This is a genomic window from Nitrobacter sp. NHB1 (assembly GCF_036964665.1).
In the GTDB taxonomy this organism is placed as follows: Bacteria; Pseudomonadota; Alphaproteobacteria; order Rhizobiales; family Xanthobacteraceae; genus Nitrobacter.
The window spans coordinates 44392-65809 of the sequence record NZ_JBAMDA010000003.1 but is presented as its reverse complement, the minus strand read 5'-3'; the positions used below and the strand labels follow the sequence as shown (position 1 = coordinate 65809).

Sequence of the window (21418 nt, the reverse complement as noted above, 5' to 3'; positions counted from 1 at the left end):
TGGGTGACGAGGTTGATCAGGCGGCGTGGTGAGCCGGCATTTCAGTGACCTCGATTCCGTTTTTGAATTTGACGCCTTGAACGACCTTTGGCAACTGGTTCTCGCCGTTCAATCGGCGCCATGTTTTCGCGGCGGCATTGACGAGTTTGAACACCATGAGCTTGGCGGTCTTTGCCGATAGCGCGCCCTTTGTCCGCACGGTTCGATGATGCACTGTCGCGAATACGCTCTCGATCGGGTGACAGCGTCCACGGCGTCGGCGACATCGAGCGGGATTTGCGCCGGGCTGGCAAAGGCTATGTGCTCGGCGTCGCCGCCAATCACTGGTCCGGATCCTGGAGCCAGAAGCGGTTGATCAGCGGCTCGGCGGAAGAAATCGCTAGAACGCTAAAGCCAGTCGACTGGCGACGCCTGTCGGCGGGCAGCGGAACCAAGGGGCCGCGCTTGCATGACTGGGCGTACCTCGAACTCGCCGATCTCGACGCCGGTGAGTTCAATGAAGAGCGCAGCGGCCTGTGGACGCGCGGCCTGCTGATCCGACGCCATATCGCCGACGGCAAACTTGCCTACTTCACCACCTGGTGTTCCGCCGGAACTTCCATCAGGCAGTTGGTCGCCGTTGAAGGCCATCGCTGGGCGATCGAGGACAGCTTTGAGACCGCCAAGAACGAGTTCGGCCTCGATCATAATGAAACGCGATCCTGGCATGGCTGGCATCGTCACTGTCGCTTGTCATAGTGACCTTCGCCATGATGGCCGCCATTCGCCAAAAAGCTAACGCGCCGCCCCAAAAAAACACTTCGCGCGCAACCCGAACGCGCAAGACCTCATCCGTTGGTCGGTCCAGAAAATCCGCAGAATAGCGCAGCGGCTCGCGCGAAAACGAATTCGACTTGGCTATGTCATCGCATGGTCGCTGTGGCGACGCGCTCACCAAGCCATCGCTCAAAATGCCCACATCAAACAAAAACTACGACTATAATCTAAAATGGCTTCAGCTCCGCCATCTGTCGGAAAGTGAGTGCAGCGGCTTTGATCATCCGTTTCCTGGCTTTTCGGCCCGTCGGGAACAGCGAGCGGGATCTCGCCCCGTCATCCCGCGTTGCCAAGGTGGTTGCGATAGCGCGGCCTTGCTCGGCGTCGTTTAACTGCCCCAGGCATTTCTGAATCTTGCGTAGAGACTTCAGAAACTCTCTCACTTTTGCGTGAGATTTACTTGGGAGAAGCTGTCCAAGGGTTTCGAGCGCATAACGGAGTCGTTTGCTTTGTATCCTGAGTCGATGGCGCTGACCTGCATTCATATCGTCAAAGGCGCGGCTTTTTTTGATCAGTTTCTTGTACCACCGGTCAAGCTGGCGGTCAGAATACGTCGTGAGCGAGGTTGACGGTTTCAGGCTGTCCGGCGACCTATTTCCATTCTCCATCCAGATTAACATGTCGCGCAGCAGTATCCGGTATCGCCTTGAGTGAAGCGCCCGGCTGAGTTCTCGATGGCTAGTGCTCCATGTTTTCCGCCAAACGCGATCGAGCGATTGTTGCGGACTCGTGTCCTCAACTGAGGAGAGTCGTTTAAGCGCGACGTCCAGATCGCGCGCCTGGCTCAGATGTTTGTTCAACCATTTCAATTCACCCTTCAAGGGGGACCATTCTGAAGATGGAATGGAAGAGGAAAAAAAAGATCGGGCACCCCGTAAACGGGTCAGTGCAATGCGCATCTGGTGCAGCGCTTCACGGTTTCCCTCGCACGTTGCTTGTTGATTTTCTACCAGATCGTCGAGACAACCGCGGGCAATCGTGCGAAATGCTTCCTGGCATGTCATCGTTGCGGTCAGTCGCGGCAGTTTGTAGCGGCGATGCCGTTCCCGTCGCTGTTGGGAGCGTGAGCTGTTCAAGCGAGAGTTTCGGGGGCCAGTCACGGTGGGTCCAGCGGTTTTGGCGAGAGATCGGTTTGAGCCATGCCAAACCGTTCCTTGCAGCGTTGCAGAGTTTGCTGAGGTGTTCCGGAGGCATCGATGATGTGCCAGTCAAGCGGGCCGATATCATAGTTCTCCTGGTGTCTGACGAGATCGAGCGTGGCATCGGACGCATCGTCTACGCGATGTCTGACCCGTTTCATTCGGGTTATTAGATCGCTCACGAGAAAGAAACCGACAAATGGCAGGTTGAGCTTGCGAGCGATAGCGGCAACCGAATGCCGCTCGGCCGGCTTGGCAAAGACGGCGTCGAGAATGACGGAGTGCCCTTGCGAGAGAATTCGTCCGGCGCGTTCGGTCTGGATTTGATAAATGATCGCGGTAGCCTCCGGCTGGTAGGCAGTTGTAGGCAACTGTTGCGTCTCATCGACCTGGAAATACTGTTTGCGCACGACGTCTGAACGCAAAATCAAGGCTCCGGGCGGAGGTTCAATGGCGTCAGCGAGCGCGCGGGCCAGCACGGTTTTTCCGGTTCCGGACAGGCCGCCAATAGCGACAAGCGTTGGCGAGGAAGGAGAAATCAGTTGGCGTGCCAAAGCGAAATAGGAGCGGGTCGCCAGCAGTATGGGCGCTTCATCAGCATAGTGACCGCCGAGGCGTGCCAGCAGGACATTGGCACGAATGGCGGCGCGCATCGACATGAACAGCGGGAGCGCCGCGATTCCGTCGAGATTGTCTTCAAATGGTATGGTCAGGTATCTGTTGAGAAGGATATTGGCTTCGATACGACGTCCGTAGTGCAGAAGATCCATCAAGGTGAACGACAGATCGTAAAGAATATCGACTGAGGCGATCGCGGGATCGAACTCGATCGCGTCGAACAGAACTGGCTTGTGCCCGATCAGCACGATGTTGGCGAGATGTAGATCGCCGTGGCAGCGTCGAACAAGCCCGAGGCGGCCGCGCTCCTTTAATCGTGCTCGAATCCTCGAGAACTCAGTCTGGCTTGCCGCATCAAGCTCATCGATGGCGTCTGCAGGCAAGCAGCCTGAAGCCCGGAACGCGGATGTATTGTCGGTGATAATGGAGGGAACGGAACAAATCCATCCGTCGACCGCGGCGGCGGATGCTGTCCGATGCGATGCCGCGATGGCGTCGGCAAGGTCAACGACCAGAGCAGGATCCAATGCGCCGGCTTGCGCGAGGTGATCCAGCGTCAGACGCTCGTCGAAGCGCTCCATCTCGACGGCATATTCGACCGGCAGCCCGTCGCCGTCGATGCTGAACGAACCGTCATTGCCTTGTGTGATTGCGACAACGCGGCGGTAGATTTGCGGCGCCGATGGACGATTGATCTTGATCTCTTCTTCGCAGGACGCCTTCCGTTTCGCCAGTGTGGAATAATCGAGAAATGGAAACCGGATTGCGCGCTTGACCTTCAGTGCTCTGTCGCGTGCAAGAAAAACCACGGCGGAATGGGTGTCGATGCGCCGAACGTCGGCATCGCCATGTGTCGCGGGGTCGGTCAGGAAGGCAAAGACTTCCCGCTGAATGGCAGTTTCCTGCGTGGTCGGGCTTGTCATGTCCGGCTTTGGTTAGAGTTGAAGAACGGCTGCCCCCAGCAGTTGTCCTGCCCTTAGCATGGCAAGGGCGTCGTTTGCCTTGTCGAGGGGGAAGGTCGTCGTGCGGATGTGAATTCCGGCCTGAGGAACGATCTTGAAGAAATCGATGCCGTCCTGCCTCGTCAGATTGGCAACGGATAGCAGCTGCCGCTCCTCCCAAAGGAGACTGTATGGAAATGACGGAATATCGCTCATGTGGATTCCAGCGCATACAACCCGGCCACCCTTGCGAACTGCGCGCAGGGCGAGCGGGACCAATTCACCGGCCGGGGCATAGATGATGGCGGCATCCAGTTCGGCCGGCGGACGCTGATCGGATGCACCGGCCCAGACGGCGCCAAGTTGCCTGGCGAAGTCCTGCGCCGCGACATCCCCGGCGCGGGTGAAGGCAAATACGGAGCGCCCCTGCCAGATAGCGATTTGAGCGACGATATGGCCTGCCGCGCCAAACCCGTAGATACCTAGCCGTTCGGCATTGCCCGCCATGACCAGCGACCGCCAGCCTATCAGGCCGGCACATAATAGCGGCGCGACCGATACGTCGTCGCCGGTTCCATCGATCGCGAAAGCATAGCGCGCATCGGCGATGGTGTGGGTTGCGAAGCCGCCATCGCGGGTGTAGCCGGTGAAAAGCGGGCGGTCGCACAAATTCTCCATGCCGAGTCGGCAATAACGGCAAACGCCGCAGGTGTACCCCAACCAGGGGATTCCGACGCGGTCACCAATCTCATGACCGGTCACGCCGAGACCCATCAGGTCGATGCGGCCGACGATTTCATGGCCTGGGATGATCGGATAGCGGATGCCGGGAAGTTCCGAATCAACGACATGGAGGTCGGTGCGGCAAACCCCACACGCACTGATTTTGACGCGGATCTCTCCGTCGCCAGGGATTGGATCGTCGCGCTCGTTTATCAGGAGCTGTGTGCCTGGAGCCGAGAGCACCATCGCGCGCATGGAAACCTCCCTAAGGCCAAGGTATGTCCGATCCGCTTGGAAAGTAACTCCGGTATTTATTGCAGTGCAATGGCCACCTCTGTTTGACCTCGATCAAAACATTCCCGCTTGCGGGTGGTGAGATAACGTCGCTCAGAGGTCATTGTTTGGAGGACCAATCATGATGAAGTCGCTCATCCCTATAGGACGGGATAGTTCCCTGGCACGTACCGAAGCAAATCCGTTGGCGGCGTTGCAGCAAGAGATGGACCGGCTGTTCGATGGCTTCAGCAGGAGCTTTGCCGGTCTCTCGTCACGGACGCTGATGCCCAGCATGGATCTTGCCGAGACGGACAAGGAGATTGAATTGACCGCGGAACTGCCCGGCATGGAGGAGAAAGACGTACAGTTGAACGTCGTGGACAATCATTTGACGATTCGCGGCGAGAAGAAAAACCAGCGAGAGGAAAAAGAAAAGGACTATCATCTTGTCGAGCGGACCTACGGTTCCTTCGTGCGAACTGTCGAACTGCCGCCGGGCGTGAACCTCGACAGCATCAAGGCAGTGATGTCGAAGGGTGTCCTGAAGGTCACGGTACCGAAGCCAGCACCCGCGCAGGCCAAAACAATCGAAGTCAAAACGGCAGCCTGATTTGAGAATCCGGCGCGCACGGCATGTACTGCGCGCGCCCGAGCCACAGCCCGCTCTAAGCCAAATGCAGCAAAATTGGGTGACATCTTGTATCAATTTCTCGAACAGTCCGTCGACCGTTACATGACACGCAAGGTCAAGACGGTATCGTCCGATGTCACGATGGACGAACTCAACGATCTGTTCGCCAGCGATGATTTTAATGCCTATCCGGTCGTCGACCAACTGGAGGTCGTTGGCCTGGTGACAAAGTTCGATTTCCTCAAATGTTTTGCCCTTACGCTGAGCTCGATGGTGCCGCGTTATGACGAACTCATGAAACGAACCGTTTCCGATGTGATGATCCACGAATTTATCTATGTGAGCGCAACGACGAAGTTGGTGCGCGTGTTGCAGTTGATGGTCGAGCACCGGCTTCGCAGTATTCCCGTTATGGGTACGGGCCAGCATCTGGTCGGCATCATCTCGCGCGAGGATGTCATGCGAGCTTTGCGAGACTGCACCCGTGGCGAGCAGCGTGCCCTGTAAAATCAAAGCTGCCTGATGCGCCGCAAGAAGCCATCAAGATTGCAGCGCAGGCGCCTTTCGGCGTGAAGGGTCCATGTCGACTTATCGATTGAATAGTCTGCTTGCCCCGGGTTCGGTGGCGTTGGTCGGTGCGAGTACGCGCCGCGGCTCGGTCGGGCAAGCGATTATAAAAAACATACGCGCATCCCAGTTTGAAGGCCCATTCGGCGTTGTCAATTCGCACTACCCGGAGATTGTCGGTATGCCGACGGTTAACCGTTTGGCGGACTTACCGTTTGTACCGGAGCTTGTGATTATCACGACGCCTGCGCGAACGGTTCCTGAGATCGTTGCCGAAGCCGGACAGCTCGGCGCCGCTGGAGCCATCATTGTCAGCGCTGGTCTCGGCCACGGAGCGGGCTCAGTGGCGGAAGCTGCCGATCATGCGGCGCGCGCGCACCGTATGAGGCTGATCGGGCCCAATTGCCTCGGAATATTGATGCCGAAGGTCAATCTGAACGCGAGCTTCGCGGCTCATATGCCGCGCGCGGGCAATCTGGCGCTGATCTCTCAATCCGGTGCGATCGCCACCGGGATGGTCGATTGGGCCGCGCATCGTAGTGTCGGATTTTCTGGGGTCGTATCGGTTGGTGACCAGCTTGACGTCGATATCGCCGATCTGTTGGATTTCTTTGCGCTCGATACCGATACCAAGGCGATTCTGATGTACATCGAGGCGGTCAAGGACGCCCGGAAATTCATGTCGGCGGCGCGGGCGGCGGCGCGGGTCAAGCCGGTTGTCGTCGTCAAATCCGGACGAATGGCGCAGGGAGCCAAGGCGGCGGCAACCCATACCGGTGCGCTTGCCGGTTCGGATGCCGTCTATGATGCGGCGTTCCGTCGCGCCGGCATACTGCGTGTGTTCGATCTCCGTGAACTGTTCGATTGTGCGGAGACGCTGAGCCGACTCAAATTTTCGTCTGGGAAGCGGCTGGCCATGCTCACCAATGGCGGCGGTATCGGTGTTCTTGCGGTCGATCGGCTTGTCGAGTTGGGAGGAATTCCGGCGGCGCTCAACCCTGTCGTCAAACAACGTCTCGACGCCGTTTTGCCGGCGGCCTGGTCCGGCTCCAATCCGGTCGATATCATTGGCGACGCCGATCCGGCCCGTTACGTGGCGGCGCTCGAGATTCTGTTGCAGGATGGCGATAGCGATGCTGTCCTTGTCATGAATGTGCAAACGGCGATTGCAGATTCGAGCGACATTGTTGCGGCCGTCACCAGCGCCGTGGGCACAGATCGGCAGAAGCACGCTGTCCCCGCAAAGCCGGTACTGGCGGTATGGGTTGGCGCGGAGGAAACGATTTCGAGAACATTTTCCGATGCCGGCATTCCCGACTATCCGACGGAAGACGACGCCGTGCGCGGATTCATGTATCTCGTTCATCACCGCGAGGTGGTCGAATCGCTGGCTGCTGTTCCACCGAGCTTGCCGCATGAGTTCGTGCCGGATACCGAGGCGGCGCGGCGAATTGTTGAGCCGGCGGTGGCGGAGGGCAGGCGGTGGCTCGATCCTATTGAAGTTATGGGTGTCCTGAACGCTTACGGGATTGCCAGCGTGCCGACGCGGGTGGCTGCCAATGCCGAGGAGGCTGCGGCTCAGGCGGAGTCGTGGTTTGCACAAGGCGCCACCGTCGTTCTTAAGGTGCTTTCGCGCGACATCTCGCACAAGTCCGATGTCGGCGGCGTCGTTCTCAATCTCACGAGCGCCGATTCGGTTCGCGCCGCCGCCGTCAGCATTTTTGCGAATGCCAAAGCGAAGCGTCCGGATGCGAAGCTTGATGGCTTCATGGTGCAGCCGATGGTCCTGCGGCCGAAGGCTCGTGAACTCATCCTGGGGATCGCCAACGATCCGACGTTCGGCTCCGTCATCGTTTTCGGTCACGGAGGCACGGCCGTGGAAGTGATCAACGACAAGGCGCTGGTCTTGCCGCCGCTCGATCTCGAGCTCGCGCGTGATCTCGTTGGGCGCACCAGCGTCTCACGGCTGTTGCGCGCCTATCGCGATGTGCCTGCCGTCAAACAAGACGAAATACCGCTGACGTTGGTGAAGCTGGCACAACTCGCGGCAGATATTCCCGAGATCGACGAACTGGACCTCAATCCGCTACTCGCCGATGAGACCGGCGTTCTTACGGTCGATGCTCGTATCGCGGTGGGGCCTCCGGTACGAAAATTTGTCGGCCCGGGCAATGCCAACTTTGCTGTTCGGCCGTATCCGTCGCAATGGCTGCGGCATCTTGAACTGAAGGACGACTGGCGAATCATGGTCCGGCCGATTCGGCCTGACGACGAGCCGTTGATTCACGAATTCTTGCGCCACGTCACCAAGGAGGACCTGAGGCTCCGGTTCTTTGCGGCCATGAAGCAGTTCAGCCACGAATTTGTTGCGCGGCTGACGCAACTCGATTACGCGCGCGCAATGGCTTTCGTGGCCTTCGACGAGGCCACCCACGAGATGGTTGGCGTCGTCCGCATCCACTCGGATTCGATTTATGAATCCGGCGAGTACGCCATATTGCTTCGCTCGGATTTGAAGGGTAGGGGGCTCGGTTGGGCGTTGATGCAATTGATCATCGATTACGCCAAATCCGAAGGACTGAAGCACATTGCCGGCGATGTGCTATCGGAAAATACGGTCATGCTCGCGATGTGCCGCGATCTCGGCTTCGAGATCGCGAACGATCCCGTCGAGCATGACATTTGCCATGTCAGGCTTGCGCTTTAGCCAAGGCATATCCTGTAGCGTCCAATCATTCATTGTATCACAGGTGAGCGACCGACCTGACGCGATAGGTGTGCATGGTGCCTCCTTCGTTGATTGAGACGTATTCACCAGGCACGAAACGCTCGTCCTCGAAGTGATAGCCGGCTTCGTCGGGCAGGTTGCTCGCGCTGTCGTAATGGAATGCCCAGGTGCCGCCGGGGCGGTGAACGAGATGACCTACATCGTCGTCATCCCCGTCCGGCCGCAAACGTGTCACGCGACAGGCTTCGCGATGCTCTTTCCATGATTTGGGGTCGATGCGGCCGTCGGAGGCGAGCGGGGCGATAACGATGTAGCCGACGCCGCTATCTCCTTCGGGGTGACCTGGTTCGCGCGCCAGCTCAAGGTGAATCTGCCGGAACTGCAGCGGCAGAGATGTATTTAGGATCGGCTTGAGATTCATGACCATAATCCTCGCGTTTGATGGCCTTTCGACCGACGAGCCAACCTAGTGCTCCGTCGTGATTGATAATCCGGAGTCCTGTCCAGGGTTCGGCTTGGTCAGGCTGCGGATGATGGTTGTAACGAACCGGTTGGAAATCTATGCGGGCGCCAGTTCGTGCCGTTGACTTGCATCAAATGTCTTCGACGAGCTGCTGTGATGCCGGTTTGAGGCAGGTCAACGTCCATTCCCGAGTCCAGTTTATGGAGGAGGCAGCGAGCTGGAGATTTGCATTTGGCGACGGCACCCCAATTGGCGGTCACATCGAGGGACGATACGGTCGAATTGCGCCCGGACGGTTCTTGGATCGCGGCGAATGTCACCGTCTTGGAAGCGCTCGCGGGCGCCGTCACGCCGCAGGTCGAGCGGGCGAAGTTCTTGAAAATGGATATGAGCGGCCTGAGCGAACTCGATACGTTGGGAGCGTGGTTGCTCGAAAAATTGTCGCGGCGAATGGCGTCTACCGATCATCCGATCGAAGTCGTCGGGGTCTCGGAAAACTACGCTGGCCTGATCGAGGAAGTCCGGCATGTAAACCGGCACAATCCTCCGGCACCCAAGGTACGCAATCCCGTGATTGCCAAAGTGGAGGAGATTGGCCGCTCTGCCTGGGGTTCCAAAGAAGATGTGGCCGTGTTCTTGCAAATGCTCGGTTCACTTTGCAGCGCATTGGTCGGCATCATTCGCAGGCCGCGCTCGCTGCGGCTCACTTCGCTGGTCTATCAATTGTATCGGGTCGGTTGGCAGGCGATCCCCATCATCCTGCTCATCACGTTTCTGATCGGCGCGATCATCGCTCAGCAGGGCATCTTTCATTTTCGCAAGTTCGGCGCCGATTCCTATGTCGTCGATATGGTCGGAATTCTCGTGCTGCGCGAACTCGGCGTGCTGATTGTCGCGATCATGGTCGCCGGCCGGTCCGGCAGCGCCTACACCGCCGAGCTCGGCTCCATGAAAATGCGTGAGGAGATTGATGCGCTCTCCACCATGGGGCTCGATCCGGTCGTCGTTTTGATCCTGCCGCGCGTTATCGCGTTGATTGTCGCGTTGCCGATTCTGACGTTCATCGGATCAATGGCCGCGCTGTACGGCGGCGGCTTGGTGGCGTGGTTCTACGGCGGTATGGGTCCGGCTATTTTCATAGCGCGGCTGCGCGACGCCGTTTCCGTGACGCATTTCGAGGTCGGCATGATCAAGGCGCCGTTCATGGCCCTGGTGATCGGCATCGTCGCCTGCAGCGAAGGCCTGCGCGTCAAGGGCAGTGCCGAATCGCTCGGCAAACAGACGACAACCTCGGTGGTGAAGTCGATCTTCCTGGTGATCGTGCTCGATGGATTGTTCGCGGTGTTCTTCGCGTCGATTGGAATGTAGCGATGGATGCATCGGTGGGGCGATTTGCAATTCGGGTCAGCGATCTTGTCGTTGGCTTCGGGCGCCGCGTCGTCATCGACCATCTCTCGCTCGATGTGCGCCGTGGCGAGATCCTCGGCCTGGTCGGCGCCTCTGGCGGCGGCAAGTCGGTGCTGATGCGAACCATTATTGGCCTGATCCCGCGACAAAGCGGCGAGATCGAGGTGATGGACGCCAAGATCGGGTTGACCCACGATCGCGGAACGCAGATGGCGGCAGGTCGATGGGGCATCCTGTTTCAGCAAGGTGCGCTATTTTCTTCGCTCACCGCGCGGCAGAATATCCAGTTCCCGTTGCGTGAAAACCTTGTGCTGTCGGATGCGTTGATGGACGAGATTGCGACAGCGAAGCTGGAAATGGTCGGCTTGACCCCGGAGGATGGCGACAAGTTTCCCTCCGAACTGTCGGGCGGCATGACCAAGCGCGTGGCGTTGGCGCGGGCGCTGGCGCTCGACCCGGCGATCGTTTTTCTCGACGAGCCGACCTCCGGCCTCGATCCGATCGCGGCGGGTGATTTCGATGCCCTGATCAAGACCTTACAGAAAACCCTTGGGCTGACGGTGTTCATGGTCACCCATGACCTCGCGAGCCTGAATACCGTCTGCGACCGCGTCGCGGCGCTGGCGGACGGTAAGATTGTCGCCATTGGGCCGATGCGCGAGCTGCTCCAATCCGAACATCCGTGGGTGCGGGCCTACTTCCATGGCAAGCGCTCGTTGATGCTGCAACCGAAAGCGAGTTGAGCGATGGAAACCCGTGCTCCCTTTGTCATCGTCGGTGCTTTCGTGCTGGCTGCCATCGCCGCGGTGTTCGGCTTTGTTTACTGGCTGCACAACACTGGCGGTCTCGGCCCGCGAACGACCTTTCACGTGCAATTCGAGGGCTCGGTTCCCGGCCTTCTTGTTGGTGCGGCGGTGCTTTTCAACGGCATTCGTGTTGGCGAGGTGACCGATCTCAGCCTGGCGCCGGATAATCCGCGGCGCGTCAATGCGGCGATCGCCGTGACATCGACGACGCCAGTGCGACCCGACACAAAAGTTGGTCTCGAATTTCAGGGCCTGACTGGCGTACCGGTTGTTGCGTTGGAAGGTGGTGAGAAGCTCGGCGGTCCCGGCCCAGTCCCGACCTTGATCGCGGACGCCGGGGCGGGACAGAGCATGACTCAGGCTGCGCGCGATGCATTGCGTCGGGTTGATGCGGTGCTGGCGGAAAATTCGGAGCCGTTGAAAACCACGATCGCCAACCTACAGGTGTTTTCCGAAGGCCTGGCCCGCAATACCGGTAAGCTTGATGGCATCGTGGCTGGCCTTGAGCGGATGACGGGCGGTGGCGCCACCCCAGGGCGGAAGGTCACTTATGACCTTCGTGCCGCCCAGACGTTTCCCGGCATACCCCGCAAGACTCTCAAGGGGGAAGTGGTTATTCCGGAACCGACGGCGGTGATCATGCTGGACACACAGCGATTCCTATTCTCTCCGGCCAAGGATTATCCGGGTTTCGCCGAGGCGATGTGGGCTGACAGCATTCCAAAGCTGCTACAGGCGAAACTGCTTGAGAGCTTCGAAAATTACGACATCGCCCATGCGCCACTGCGCTCAATGGATGGAGTGCAGGCGGATTATCAACTCCTGATCGACATCCGGCGCTTCCAGATCGCGACCGATCCCGAACCGGTCGCTGATATCGGATTGTCGGCGCGAATCCTGAACAAGGACGGCAAGGTCGTGGCGGCGCGATTATTCCAGGACACGCAGAAGCTTGACACAATCGAGCCCGCGGCGGCCAGCGCAGCGTTCAACGATGCATTTGGGCGGATCGCCAAGGATATGATCGCGTGGACCGTTAAGGCATTGTAGAGCGCACGTTCACGGCCGGGATTCGCGGCGGCGTGCGATTGCAGGGTTTGACGAGCGCTCAGGGTCGGCGCCGCACTTTCTTTGACCTAGATCAGCATCGTGGCGAACCAGCTCCGTAACCTGCGTAATCTGAAAGGGTGGTTTGGAAATGAGGGAGCGCAATGATGGCATCGACCACAAAAGACCATAACGAGACTTGCACGCGATGTGGCTCACGCTTGATCCATCTTGAGTGGGAGGAGCGTCTGAATCCGCGCGAGGTTCAACATCTTTGGAAATGCCTTGAATGCAGGAAAGAGTTCATCACTCTGGACGCCTCTGACGAGGAGAGCGCAACCAATGCGGAGATCATCGAACCGTTTTTTACGAGTCTTGTGGTCGAATAGACGGTCGAGCAAAGTCAACCAACATTGGCGAGTCAATGAACTCATCGTACTCACCTGCTTCAATGATGATACAAAAAATACGAAACCTGGTGACTGACTGGACGTAAGCGTGATGCCATGGGAGGGAGTGATTGCTGCTCCACACTATGCCCTGGTGAAGTGAGGGACGGTGGATTGCATCCCTATGCCATTTTGAAGTGAGCAAAGAGCCAGATTTTTACCTGATCCATAACGAAAGCGAGGACAATCGCCGCCAAAAAAATGCCTGCGGCGATTTCTGGTGCAAGCGGTGTCATTAATATTCCTCCAAGTGCCAATGTACCGATGATCATTACATCCGCGATGCTTGACGCGATCACCAGCACACTCGCCGCGAAGACCACAGCCGTTTGCGCTCGCGGACGACATAAAAGACGGCTTGCCCGTTTAATGCGAGAATGACCAGTGTCATCGTTCGCAGCGTATCAATGTCGAGGTGCAGGACCAGCGAACCGAAGCTCAGGAGAGCGACGCAGAAGGCGAGATCGAACAGCCCCAGGACAATGCCGACAATCGTCAGCGTATCGATCCGCCAGGCGTTTGGCCTCGGCGAGGGACGGACGTTATCGGTGGTCGACGACATCGCCAGAAAATCGCCGGTCATCATCGAAATGACCATGAGCGTCGGCGTCAAGATCGCGTGCTTGGTCAGTATCAGGCCGAATCCGAGAAACAACACCTGCCGAGACTTGTTAACAATCGATCGCAGTGCGTAGGTCAGGATGCGCTGGAATGTGATCCTGCCTTCCCGAACGGATGCGACTATCCCCGTCAGTCCCGGCTCGGTCAGAACGATGCCCGTGGCCGACTTGGCGACATCGGTGGCGGTGGAAACGGCGATGCCGATTTGGGCCTGACGCAGTGCCGGCGCGTCATTCGCGCCATCCCCGCACATGCCAACGGTATGGCCGGCATTCTGGAACGCCTTGACTAGGCGAAACTTGTCTTCGGGAAGTACACCGGCGAAAACGGAAAAATCGTCCGGCCCAACGGACTCGGGAATCTCGCCGGGGAGGCTAACCGCGCCGGTAAGGCCGACCGCGTCGGCGACGAAGGCGGCGGTCGTGGCCGCATCCCCCGTCACCATGACAGTGTGGACCCCGAGCGTCCGCAAGTGATCGATCATCGGCTTCGAATCCCTACGCGGGGGATCGCTCAGTGCGACGATTCCGACGACACGCATGGCGCCGTCGGTTCCGATCGCGACCCCGAGAACCCGGTGGCCGCGCCTTTCCAGTTCGTTGGCTGCCAGCTCCGCTTCTGGCGAGGGTTGTGACAGCCCGTGAACCACCGCAAAGGCGCCTTTGACGATGCGAAGCGCCTTGCCGTCATGATCGACAGCGCGCGCTTCCGACATTTTTGTCCCTGGATCGAACGGCACGAGTTTGATGACCTTCAGAAACGTGGCGTCTGTCTGCTGCAGGTTTGCGGCGGCTCGAACCGCGGCATCGACGGGATCCTGCCCGCCCTCGGCACTGGCAAGGGCAGCCAGGGCCAGGATGCGGGTTTCATCGAAACCAGGCATTGGATGGATGGCGGCCACGGCGAGCTCGTTGCGCGTCAACGTACCGGTCTTGTCGATGCACAGGACATCGAGGCTCGCGGCTTCATCGACCGCGGAGAGTCGGGTCGGAAGTACACCCGCCCGGGTAAGGGCCTGCGCTCCGATCGCTGTTGCGAGTGTAAATGTTGCGGGCAGCGCCACAGGCACCGAGGCGAGAACGGATATCAGTACCAAGGGAATGGCTTCGGACAGCGGCATGCCGATTTCGTAGGCGTAGATCATCAGCAGCACGGTGACGGCACCATTAAAGCCTGCAAGATTGCGCACAACCCGAAACACCGCCTTCTGCTGCGTGCTGACGACGTAGGCGGTGCGAACGAGTTCCGCGGTACGCCCGAATTTGGTGTGCACCCCGGTGGCCACCACCTCGGCCACGGCTTCGCCGCGCCGGACCAGGGCGCCCGCATAGGTATTGGTGCCTGATCCCGCCTCGACCGGCAGGGACTCGCCGGTGAGCATGGATTGATCGAGCAGGATGAAACCGTTGTGTATCTGGACGTCAGCAGCGACCACGGTACCCAGGGAGAGCTTGACGATATCTTTCGGGACCAATTCGGCGGCCGATATAGTTATCCAGGCGCCGTCACGCAGAACCGACGCGTTCAGCGCAAGCCGTGACTTTAGCGCCGCAATCGTCGACTGAGCCCGGCTCTCGTGAAAGAATCCGATGGCGGTATTGAATACGAGAAGTGCCGCGATAATCGAACCTTCGACATATTCACCGAGCGCCAGTTGCGGGACGATGGCGATCTCAAGCAGGACAGAGACTGGCGCCAGGAATTTGCCAAGGACCAGCCGCAGCGGATGAACGGCGACATCGGGGGTCGCATTCGGGCCAAGCTGGGCGCGAATACGGCCGGCCTCAGCGGTGGAAAGTCCCTCTGCCGATCGTTCCATGGCTTTGCGGGCCGTCGCGGGAGTTCTTACCGGTTCCAGTAACAGAACCCGGGGGCCAACTCTTGGCCCGAGTTGCTATCATTTAAGCTCTGCGGTTGTTTATTGCGTTTGATATTGCTCAATACCCTCCGCTCGCGCAGTGCCAAACATTTCAAAAGAAGCGGCACCGGTTGGCGGAGAAGACTTTGCAGCGCCTAACTGAAAATGTGGACGAGAAATTGCCTGCGACCGTACAGGCCCCAGATGATGTTGCGCTCAAAATGAAAGTCCTCGTCCGGTCGTCGGTACAAGAAATTTACCGGCGACCGTGCCTTTTGTGCGCACTTGGAACGTCCGGCGGCTGCGATTCTCAATCGCGCTCCTTGTCGGTCTTTTAGCTGCTGGCGGAGGTGGCTTCTATTGGTGGAAGCATGTCCAGTCGCAACTGCCGGCCGGCATCAGCTGGGGCAACGGCCGGCTGGAAGCCGACGAGATCGATATCGACACCAAATTTCCGGGCAGGATCGCGGAACTGCGTGTCGACATCGGCGACATGGTCACCGCGGGACAGGTTGTCGCCCGCATGGATACGAGGGATCTTCAGGAATCGCTCAAGAAGTCCCAGGCGCAGGTCAATCAGGCGCAGCGCGCGATCGAGGAAGCCAACGCCAATCTGGAGCAGCAGCGTACGCAGCAAACGCTGGCTGCGCAGGAATTGGACCGGACACAGGCCTTGCTTAAAAACGGCTGGGCGACAAAAGAACTGTTCGATCAGCGGAAGCAGGCCCTCGATGCTGCCAATGCAGCCTTGAGAGCCGCAACGGAGCGCGTCGCCCAAACCGAGCGCGCGCTCGAAGCCTCCGAACATGACGTGGGGCTCTACACGGTCAACATCAACGACAATGATCTGGCGGCCCCGCGCGACGGCCGGATTCAATATCGAATCGCGAATATCGGCGAGGTGCTTCCAGCGGGCGGCAAGGTGTTTACGATGCTGGACATCTCCTATGTCTACATGGACATCTATCTGCCCGCACCGGAAGCAGGAAAGGTCAAGGTCGGCACGGATGCTCGGATCCTGCTCGACGCCTACCCGACCGCGCCGATTCCGGCGAAGGTCTCGTTTCTCGCGAGCCATGCGCAGTTCACGCCGAAAACGGTAGAGACCCAAAGCGAGCGCGACAAACTCATGTTTCGCGTTCGTGTGCGGATCGACCCCGACCGTTCGCGTGATCATGCGCAGTCGGTGCGCAGTGGACTGCCGGGGGTGGCCTATGTCCGTGCTAATCCGGACGTTGCCTGGCCCAGAAACCTGCAAGGCTCGCCATGAACGAGCGGAGCCGACCGGTTGTTGTCCTCGACAAGTGCGAACGGGCGACATGTCCCACGGCTGGCCGATATCATGAGTGCCGCGCAGTTGCGACATATCAAACTCTGGTTTGCTGGCGAGTCTTCGAATTGGGAACTCGCCGCTTACGAACTTCGGCAGTTCAGGGCGAGCCTGATCGAAGCAGCTGTGCTGTATCCGGACATTCCGGTGACGAATGTTACAACGATGGCAATACCCATTCAGGCCGTCGCCGATGCCATTAAGGCAAAAGACAATCGCGCGTTCAAAAACACATTCGGTTCACTGACAGCCGGCTGCAATACCTGCCATCAGTCGATGGGACATGGCTATATTGTCATGAGGGTGCCGACTGCGTCACCGTTCAGCGATCAGGTATTCTCGCCTCAAGACAAGCGTAGATAGGTGGTGGACTATCAGATCGGTGAGATCGCCGCCTACGTCAAGACGTTGAAGGCGGCGAGATAGCGGCTGGACACGTCATAATCCCGGGCTCGCGGAGTCGGCGCGCATCGCTGATCGGTTGGGATCCATTGAACGAGCGGTAAGCCTGATATGGCCGCCAGCTATTGTTAGTGTTCTTCTGTCTTGTGGCCTTCGATCAGATGCCACGTATGACGAGCGATCATCAAATCTTCGTTCGTAGGAATGACCCAGGCGTGGGTTTTGCTTCCGGACGTCGTGATCATGGCAGCGCCTGCGACGTTCGCTGCATCGTCCAATTCGACGCCGAGCCAGCCGGCTTGTTCGCACACACGACGACGAATTTCGGGAGCGTGTTCGCCGATGCCAGCGGTGAAAACCAGCGCGTCCAGCCCGCCAAGGGCGGCGGCAAGCGACCCCAACTCTCGACTGGTTCGATACACGAATAGGTCAACGGCATTGGCGGCGAGGGGATCGTTGCTGGCCAGCAGGGTTCGCATGTCGTCGCTGATGCCGGATACGCCCAGCAAGCCCGACGAATGATAGAGCAGGTCACTTACGGCCTGTCGTGTCATGCCTTTCTCCTGCATCAGGTAAAGAACGACACCCGGGTCGAGATTGCCGCATCGGCTGCTCATGGGAAGGCCATCGAGCGTGGAGAAACCCATGGTCGTTGCGATGCTTCGGCGCCGACGCATCGCGCACATGCTGGCTCCACTGCCAAGATGCGCAACAACGACACGGCCTTCGGCAATGATCGGGCCGAGCACGTCAGGAAGCACACCAGCAATATAGTCATAGGACAGACCATGAAATCCGTATCGCCGGACGCCCTGGGACGTGATCGCGCGCGGCAACGCGTAAGCCGCGGCTATCTCCGGCTGGGTAAGGTGAAAGGCGGTATCGAAACACGCGACCTGCGGCAAATCCGGGTGAAGCTTCGAGATCGCAACGATCGCCGCAAGATTATGGGGCTGGTGGAGCGGCGCCAACGGAACGAGGCGGCGGAGTTCGTCGAGCACCGGCGAACTGATGCGGAGGGGGGCGCTATAGAGCGATCCACCATGCACCACGCGATGTCCGGCAGCGACCAGACGGTTGATCGGAAACTGGCGCTCCACCCAACCAAGGAGCGTGGCGAGCGCCTTCTTGTGGCTGGTCGCTTCTGTCAAGTACTGGTCGACCAGAGACGTTCCTGAACGGTCCTTTGCAACGAAATGCGCACGATGTCCGATGTCTTCGAATTCGCCGTCGCAGATCAGACCCTTGGGGTCCGGTCGTTTATGCCCTCCGAAGAGCGAGAATTTAATGCTGGACGAACCAGCGTTCAGGATCAGAATGGCATCGCTCATAACCTTGACCCTGACCTGAAGTGGGCAAGCAATTGGTGTTATGCGGTGACCGGAAAACGCTGCCAGATTGCCGTTTCCTTACGCGTGAGCGCGCGGCGCGATATCACCATATGGCCATTTCCAGTCCCGGATTTGTGGCATGTCCTCGCCGTGCTGGCGGACGTAGCGTGTATGCTCGAGCAATGCGTCACGGAACTGCTGCTTGACGGGCGCGGCGGCGATGCCAAGCGCGGGCACCCTCTCGATGACTTCAATCGCCAGATGAAAACGGTCGAGTTCGTTCAGAACCACCATGTCGAACGGCGTGGTCGTCGTACCCTCTTCCTCGAAGCCGCGAACATGCATTCCGGAGTGGTTCGCGCGATTATAGGTCAGTCGATGGATCAGGTTGGGATAGCCGTGATAGGCGAAGATCACGGGCTTGTCGCGCGTGAACATGCCGTCGAAATCGCGGTCGCTGAGGCCGTGTGGATGCTGGTCTTTCGGCTGCAACGTCATGAGGTCGACGACGTTGACGACGCGAATCTTCAGCGTGGGAAATGCTTTTCGCAGCAGATCCACGGCGGCCAGCGTTTCAAGCGTGGGCACATCGCCTGCGCAGGCCATGACCACGTCGGGTTCTAAGTCCTCGCGCTCGGTGCCTGCCCATGTCCAGATACCGATCCCGGCGTCGCAATGCGTCGCGGCCTGCTGCATGGTGAGCCACTGCGGTGACGGCTGTTTCCCGGCGACGATCACGTTGATGCGATCATAGGTGCGCAGGCAATGGTCGGTGATCCAAAGCAGCGTATTGGCGTCCGGTGGAAAATAGACGCGGACGATATCGGCCTTTTTGTTGACGACGAGATCGACGAAACCCGGATCCTGATGGCTGAAGCCGTTATGGTCCTGCCGCCAGACGTGCGATGTCAGGAGATAGTTGAGGGAGGCGATCGGGCGCCGCCAAGGCAGGCTGCGCGAGACCTTCAGCCACTTGGCGTGCTGGTTGAACATCGAATCCACGATGTGAATGAAGGCCTCGTAACAGGAGAACAAGCCATGTCGTCCGGTCAGTAGATACCCCTCGAGCCAACCCTGGCAAAGATGTTCGCTCAGTACCTCCATCACCCGGCCATCCTGGGCTAAATGAACATCGTAGGGTTCGATCCGCTCCATCCACACCCGCTCGGTGACATCGAACACCGCATCGAGACGATTCGATGCGGTTTCGTCCGGTCCCATCATCCGGAAATTTCGCGGTTCGGCGTTCAGCGATACGACCTCGCGGAGGAATTGTCCCATGACACGCGTTGCTTCGGCTTCGACGCCGCCGGGGCTCGGCACTTTCATCGCATAGGCGTGGAAGTCGGGCAACTTGAGCTCGCGTTTCAGCAAGCCGCCATTGGCGTGCGGATTGGCGCCCATCCGACGGTTGCCGGACGGAGCGAGCGCCTGCAGTTCGTCGCTCAACCGGCCGTTCTCATCGAATAGCGTTTCCGGTTGATAGCTCCGCATCCACTGCTCAAGCAGTTGCAGATGGTCCGGATTGCCGCGAGGGTTGGCGATCGGTACCTGATGGGCACGCCAGAAACCCTCGACCTTCAAGCCGTCGACTTGCTTTGGTCCGGTCCAGCCTTTGGGACTTCGCAGCACGATCATCGGCCATTGTGGGCGCGCGACCGTGGCGCGCTCGTCCCGCGCGGCTTTCTGGATGGCATGGATTTTGTCGAATGCAGTGTCGAGAGTCGCCGCCATCAGGCGGTGCATCGTGGCGGGATCATCACCTTCGACGAACAGCGGCTCATGGCCATAGCCGAGGAAAAGACTTCTGACCTCGTCATCATTCATCCGGCCGACCACCGTCGGATTGGCGATCTTGTAGCCATTGAGGTGCAGGATCGGCAGCACCGCGCCGTCATGCGCCGGATTGAGGAATTTGTTGGAATGCCAGGAAGCGGCGAGGGGGCCGGTTTCGGCTTCGCCGTCGCCGACCACGCAGGCGCAGATCAGATCGGGATTGTCGAATGCGGCGCCATAGGCATGGACCAGCGCGTAACCGAGTTCGCCGCCCTCGTTGATGGAGCCCGGCGTTTCCGGCGCGGCATGGCTCGGAATCCCGCCGGGAAACGAGAACTGGCGAAACAGTTTACGCAGGCCATCTGCGTCGCGGCCGATATCGGGATAGATGTCGCTGTAGCTGCCCTCGAGATAGGTGTTCGCGACCATGCCTGGACCGCCATGGCCGGGGCCGCAGACGTAGATGATGTCGAGGTCGCGCGCACGGATAACGCGATTGAGATGGGCGTAGATGAAGTTAAGTCCCGGCGTAGTGCCCCAGTGTCCGAGCAGCCGAGGCTTGATGTGCTCAGGCCGCAGTGGCTCGCGCAGAAGGGCGTTGTCGAGCAGGTATATCTGACCTACCGACAAATAATTGGCGGCGCGCCAGTACCGATCGAGCAATTCCAGATCGTGGGCCATCGGATCGGCATCGTGTGCATTGTCGGTTCGCATGATAACGTCTCCCGGACAAACATGAGGTAACAGAGGCGAGCGCTTGTCCAGCCGCTATTTCTAATTATGGAAAGATACACATCGATTGTGCTGAGATAGCGTCAGCCAACATCGCGGAAAGTGCGCCGATGAGGGGCGGCTTGAACCTGGCGGAAGGGCCGGCGCCCCTTCCGACCTGCTTGGTGTGCCGGCTTCATTCACAACCGGAAGCCCACTGATGTGTTGCTGCAACATTGTGCTGGCGGCGTCGACCACGGAAGTGTCGGATGTGACTTCTCGACAGGTGAATATGCGTCATGCTTCCTCGCATTCGGCAGCGCGGATCACTCCAGGGATTTCAGAAACATGATAAAATCGTTGATCTGGTCAGGTTCGAATTGGAATTGCGGCATGCTGGGATGTCCAGTCATGATCCCTTCAGCGAGGGCTTCCTCAAGCGTCTCGACAGGATAGCGCTTGTGCAAGTTACGAAATGGTGGCGCAATCCGAAGCGGGCTGGGACTCACCTTGTCGATTGCGTGACATCCCGCGCAATAAAGCAGCGCCAGGCGTCGACCTTGCTCGACACTGGCGGCTTCCACGCGTTGCGACAGCCCTAGGGTGACGATCAGGGCCAAGGCGAAAAGCGACGATGAGTTAGCAGCGCGCATTGTTTTTCCTGAAGCAAAAATTGAATCTGGCAGTCACCCTAATAGAACGCGGCCCAGTCTTGTTGACTTAGGTCAAGGCGTCGACGCCTGAAATCTGCGGTTTTGCTTTGAGGTACGTCAATTCG

At 58.9% G+C, this 21418-nt stretch carries 20 protein-coding genes and 2 pseudogenes; 11 read left to right on the top strand and 11 right to left on the bottom strand.

Features of this window, described 5'->3' with window-relative positions:
- Nucleotides 1-16: 16 nt before the first annotated feature.
- Nucleotides 17-241: pseudogene (locus V4R08_RS15850) on the bottom strand (IS256 family transposase); the annotation flags it as partial.
- Between V4R08_RS15850 and V4R08_RS15845 the strand changes: the two are divergent.
- A pseudogene (locus V4R08_RS15845) lies at nucleotides 235-863 on the top strand (transposase); the annotation flags it as partial. The pseudogenes V4R08_RS15850 and V4R08_RS15845 overlap by 7 nt on opposite strands.
- A gap of 120 nt (nucleotides 864-983) precedes the next feature.
- Here the strand turns inward: V4R08_RS15845 and V4R08_RS15840 are convergent.
- Nucleotides 984-1892, bottom strand: a complete 909-nt coding sequence (locus V4R08_RS15840; protein WP_335580363.1) for a CHAD domain-containing protein — start codon at nucleotides 1890-1892, stop codon at nucleotides 984-986.
- Nucleotides 1893-1912: 20 nt separating this feature from the next.
- Nucleotides 1913-3154, bottom strand: coding sequence for a bifunctional aminoglycoside phosphotransferase/ATP-binding protein (locus V4R08_RS15835; protein ID WP_335580362.1), 1242 nt, complete (start codon nucleotides 3152-3154; stop codon nucleotides 1913-1915).
- Between V4R08_RS15835 and V4R08_RS15830 the strand changes: the two genes are divergently transcribed.
- On the top strand, nucleotides 3110-3553 hold the full coding sequence (locus V4R08_RS15830) for a hypothetical protein (RefSeq protein WP_335580361.1): 444 nt from the start codon (nucleotides 3110-3112) through the stop codon (nucleotides 3551-3553). The genes V4R08_RS15835 and V4R08_RS15830 overlap by 45 nt on opposite strands.
- Here the strand turns inward: V4R08_RS15830 and V4R08_RS15825 are convergent.
- Nucleotides 3509-4492, bottom strand: coding sequence for a zinc-dependent alcohol dehydrogenase family protein (locus V4R08_RS15825; RefSeq protein ID WP_335580360.1), 984 nt, complete (start codon nucleotides 4490-4492; stop codon nucleotides 3509-3511). The genes V4R08_RS15830 and V4R08_RS15825 overlap by 45 nt on opposite strands.
- A 160-nt stretch (nucleotides 4493-4652) precedes the next feature.
- Here V4R08_RS15825 and V4R08_RS15820 point away from each other — a divergent pair, with 160 nt between their 5' ends.
- The 3 genes from V4R08_RS15820 to V4R08_RS15810 all read left to right on the top strand — a co-directional run bounded on the left by V4R08_RS15820 (nucleotide 4653) and on the right by V4R08_RS15810 (nucleotide 8418).
- Nucleotides 4653-5123: an Hsp20/alpha crystallin family protein gene (locus V4R08_RS15820; RefSeq protein WP_442935695.1), complete on the top strand. Its 471-nt coding sequence runs from the start codon at nucleotides 4653-4655 to the stop codon at nucleotides 5121-5123.
- A gap of 87 nt (nucleotides 5124-5210) precedes the next feature.
- Nucleotides 5211-5651 carry a CBS domain-containing protein gene (locus tag V4R08_RS15815; RefSeq protein ID WP_335580545.1) on the top strand — a complete coding sequence of 147 codons (441 nt, stop codon included), beginning with the start codon at nucleotides 5211-5213 and terminating at the stop codon, nucleotides 5649-5651.
- A 73-nt stretch (nucleotides 5652-5724) separates the two neighbouring features.
- Complete coding sequence (locus tag V4R08_RS15810) at nucleotides 5725-8418, top strand: bifunctional acetate--CoA ligase family protein/GNAT family N-acetyltransferase (RefSeq protein WP_335580359.1); 2694 nt, start codon at nucleotides 5725-5727, stop codon at nucleotides 8416-8418.
- A gap of 37 nt (nucleotides 8419-8455) precedes the next feature.
- Here the strand turns inward: V4R08_RS15810 and V4R08_RS15805 are convergent, their stop codons facing one another.
- Complete coding sequence (locus V4R08_RS15805; RefSeq protein ID WP_335580358.1) at nucleotides 8456-8860, bottom strand: hypothetical protein; 405 nt, start codon at nucleotides 8858-8860, stop codon at nucleotides 8456-8458.
- Nucleotides 8861-9133: 273 nt separating this feature from the next.
- Between V4R08_RS15805 and V4R08_RS15800 the strand changes: the two genes are divergently transcribed.
- From V4R08_RS15800 to V4R08_RS15785, 4 genes are all read left to right on the top strand, one after another.
- Nucleotides 9134-10270: an MlaE family lipid ABC transporter permease subunit gene (locus V4R08_RS15800; protein ID WP_335580357.1), complete on the top strand. Its 1137-nt coding sequence runs from the start codon at nucleotides 9134-9136 to the stop codon at nucleotides 10268-10270.
- A gap of 2 nt (nucleotides 10271-10272) precedes the next feature.
- Nucleotides 10273-11052 carry an ABC transporter ATP-binding protein gene (locus tag V4R08_RS15795; RefSeq protein WP_335580356.1) on the top strand — a complete coding sequence of 260 codons (780 nt, stop codon included), beginning with the start codon at nucleotides 10273-10275 and terminating at the stop codon, nucleotides 11050-11052.
- A gap of 3 nt (nucleotides 11053-11055) precedes the next feature.
- The gene (locus tag V4R08_RS15790) at nucleotides 11056-12165 is read left to right on the top strand and encodes an ABC-type transport auxiliary lipoprotein family protein (protein WP_335580355.1); all 1110 of its coding nucleotides are present in this window, start codon (nucleotides 11056-11058) and stop codon (nucleotides 12163-12165) included.
- Nucleotides 12166-12329: 164 nt separating this feature from the next.
- Nucleotides 12330-12551, top strand: coding sequence for a hypothetical protein (locus tag V4R08_RS15785; RefSeq protein ID WP_335580354.1), 222 nt, complete (start codon nucleotides 12330-12332; stop codon nucleotides 12549-12551).
- A gap of 182 nt (nucleotides 12552-12733) precedes the next feature.
- On the opposite strand, the gene V4R08_RS15780 is transcribed toward V4R08_RS15785, so the two are convergent.
- Together V4R08_RS15780 and V4R08_RS15775 are read right to left on the bottom strand one after the other, a co-directional pair.
- On the bottom strand, nucleotides 12734-12910 hold the full coding sequence (locus tag V4R08_RS15780) for a hypothetical protein (protein WP_335580353.1): 177 nt from the start codon (nucleotides 12908-12910) through the stop codon (nucleotides 12734-12736).
- Nucleotides 12907-15051: an HAD-IC family P-type ATPase gene (locus V4R08_RS15775; protein ID WP_335580352.1), complete on the bottom strand. Its 2145-nt coding sequence runs from the start codon at nucleotides 15049-15051 to the stop codon at nucleotides 12907-12909. The genes V4R08_RS15780 and V4R08_RS15775 overlap by 4 nt, the downstream gene beginning before the upstream one ends.
- 307 nt (nucleotides 15052-15358) lie before the next feature.
- Here V4R08_RS15775 and V4R08_RS15770 point away from each other — a divergent pair, with 307 nt between their 5' ends.
- Nucleotides 15359-16360: an HlyD family secretion protein gene (locus tag V4R08_RS15770; RefSeq protein WP_442935694.1), complete on the top strand. Its 1002-nt coding sequence runs from the start codon at nucleotides 15359-15361 to the stop codon at nucleotides 16358-16360.
- A gap of 72 nt (nucleotides 16361-16432) precedes the next feature.
- The gene (locus tag V4R08_RS15765) at nucleotides 16433-16783 is read left to right on the top strand and encodes a hypothetical protein (RefSeq protein ID WP_335580350.1); all 351 of its coding nucleotides are present in this window, start codon (nucleotides 16433-16435) and stop codon (nucleotides 16781-16783) included.
- Between the two features lie 167 nt (nucleotides 16784-16950).
- On the opposite strand, the gene V4R08_RS15760 is transcribed toward V4R08_RS15765, so the two are convergent.
- From V4R08_RS15760 to V4R08_RS15745, 4 genes are all read right to left on the bottom strand, one after another.
- Complete coding sequence (locus V4R08_RS15760; protein ID WP_335580349.1) at nucleotides 16951-18153, bottom strand: acetate/propionate family kinase; 1203 nt, start codon at nucleotides 18151-18153, stop codon at nucleotides 16951-16953.
- A 78-nt stretch (nucleotides 18154-18231) separates the two neighbouring features.
- Nucleotides 18232-20643 carry a phosphoketolase family protein gene (locus V4R08_RS15755; protein ID WP_335580348.1) on the bottom strand — a complete coding sequence of 804 codons (2412 nt, stop codon included), beginning with the start codon at nucleotides 20641-20643 and terminating at the stop codon, nucleotides 18232-18234.
- A gap of 60 nt (nucleotides 20644-20703) precedes the next feature.
- Nucleotides 20704-20934 carry a CBS domain-containing protein gene (locus V4R08_RS15750; RefSeq protein WP_335580544.1) on the bottom strand — a complete coding sequence of 77 codons (231 nt, stop codon included), beginning with the start codon at nucleotides 20932-20934 and terminating at the stop codon, nucleotides 20704-20706.
- 32 nt (nucleotides 20935-20966) lie between these two features.
- Nucleotides 20967-21293, bottom strand: coding sequence for a c-type cytochrome (locus tag V4R08_RS15745; RefSeq protein WP_335580347.1), 327 nt, complete (start codon nucleotides 21291-21293; stop codon nucleotides 20967-20969).
- Nucleotides 21294-21418: the final 125 nt, after the last annotated feature.

What these genes read in the sequence shown, in the direction of transcription:
- V4R08_RS15835 (WP_335580362.1), bottom strand. Translation starts at nt 3,154, where the DNA reads ATGGAGCGCTTCGACGAGCGTCTGACGCTGGATCACCTCGCGCAAGCC.
- V4R08_RS15825 (WP_335580360.1), bottom strand. Translation starts at nt 4,492, where the DNA reads ATGCGCGCGATGGTGCTCTCGGCTCCAGGCACACAGCTCCTGATAAAC.
- V4R08_RS15820 (WP_442935695.1), top strand. Translation starts at nt 4,653, where the DNA reads ATGATGAAGTCGCTCATCCCTATAGGACGGGATAGTTCCCTGGCACGT.
- V4R08_RS15810 (WP_335580359.1), top strand. Translation starts at nt 5,725, where the DNA reads ATGTCGACTTATCGATTGAATAGTCTGCTTGCCCCGGGTTCGGTGGCG.
- V4R08_RS15805 (WP_335580358.1), bottom strand. Translation starts at nt 8,860, where the DNA reads ATGAATCTCAAGCCGATCCTAAATACATCTCTGCCGCTGCAGTTCCGG.
- V4R08_RS15795 (WP_335580356.1), top strand. Translation starts at nt 10,273, where the DNA reads ATGGATGCATCGGTGGGGCGATTTGCAATTCGGGTCAGCGATCTTGTC.
- V4R08_RS15790 (WP_335580355.1), top strand. Translation starts at nt 11,056, where the DNA reads ATGGAAACCCGTGCTCCCTTTGTCATCGTCGGTGCTTTCGTGCTGGCT.
- V4R08_RS15785 (WP_335580354.1), top strand. Translation starts at nt 12,330, where the DNA reads ATGGCATCGACCACAAAAGACCATAACGAGACTTGCACGCGATGTGGC.
- V4R08_RS15775 (WP_335580352.1), bottom strand. Translation starts at nt 15,051, where the DNA reads ATGGAACGATCGGCAGAGGGACTTTCCACCGCTGAGGCCGGCCGTATT.
- V4R08_RS15765 (WP_335580350.1), top strand. Translation starts at nt 16,433, where the DNA reads ATGAGTGCCGCGCAGTTGCGACATATCAAACTCTGGTTTGCTGGCGAG.
- V4R08_RS15760 (WP_335580349.1), bottom strand. Translation starts at nt 18,153, where the DNA reads ATGAGCGATGCCATTCTGATCCTGAACGCTGGTTCGTCCAGCATTAAA.
- V4R08_RS15755 (WP_335580348.1), bottom strand. Translation starts at nt 20,643, where the DNA reads ATGCGAACCGACAATGCACACGATGCCGATCCGATGGCCCACGATCTG.
- V4R08_RS15745 (WP_335580347.1), bottom strand. Translation starts at nt 21,293, where the DNA reads ATGCGCGCTGCTAACTCATCGTCGCTTTTCGCCTTGGCCCTGATCGTC.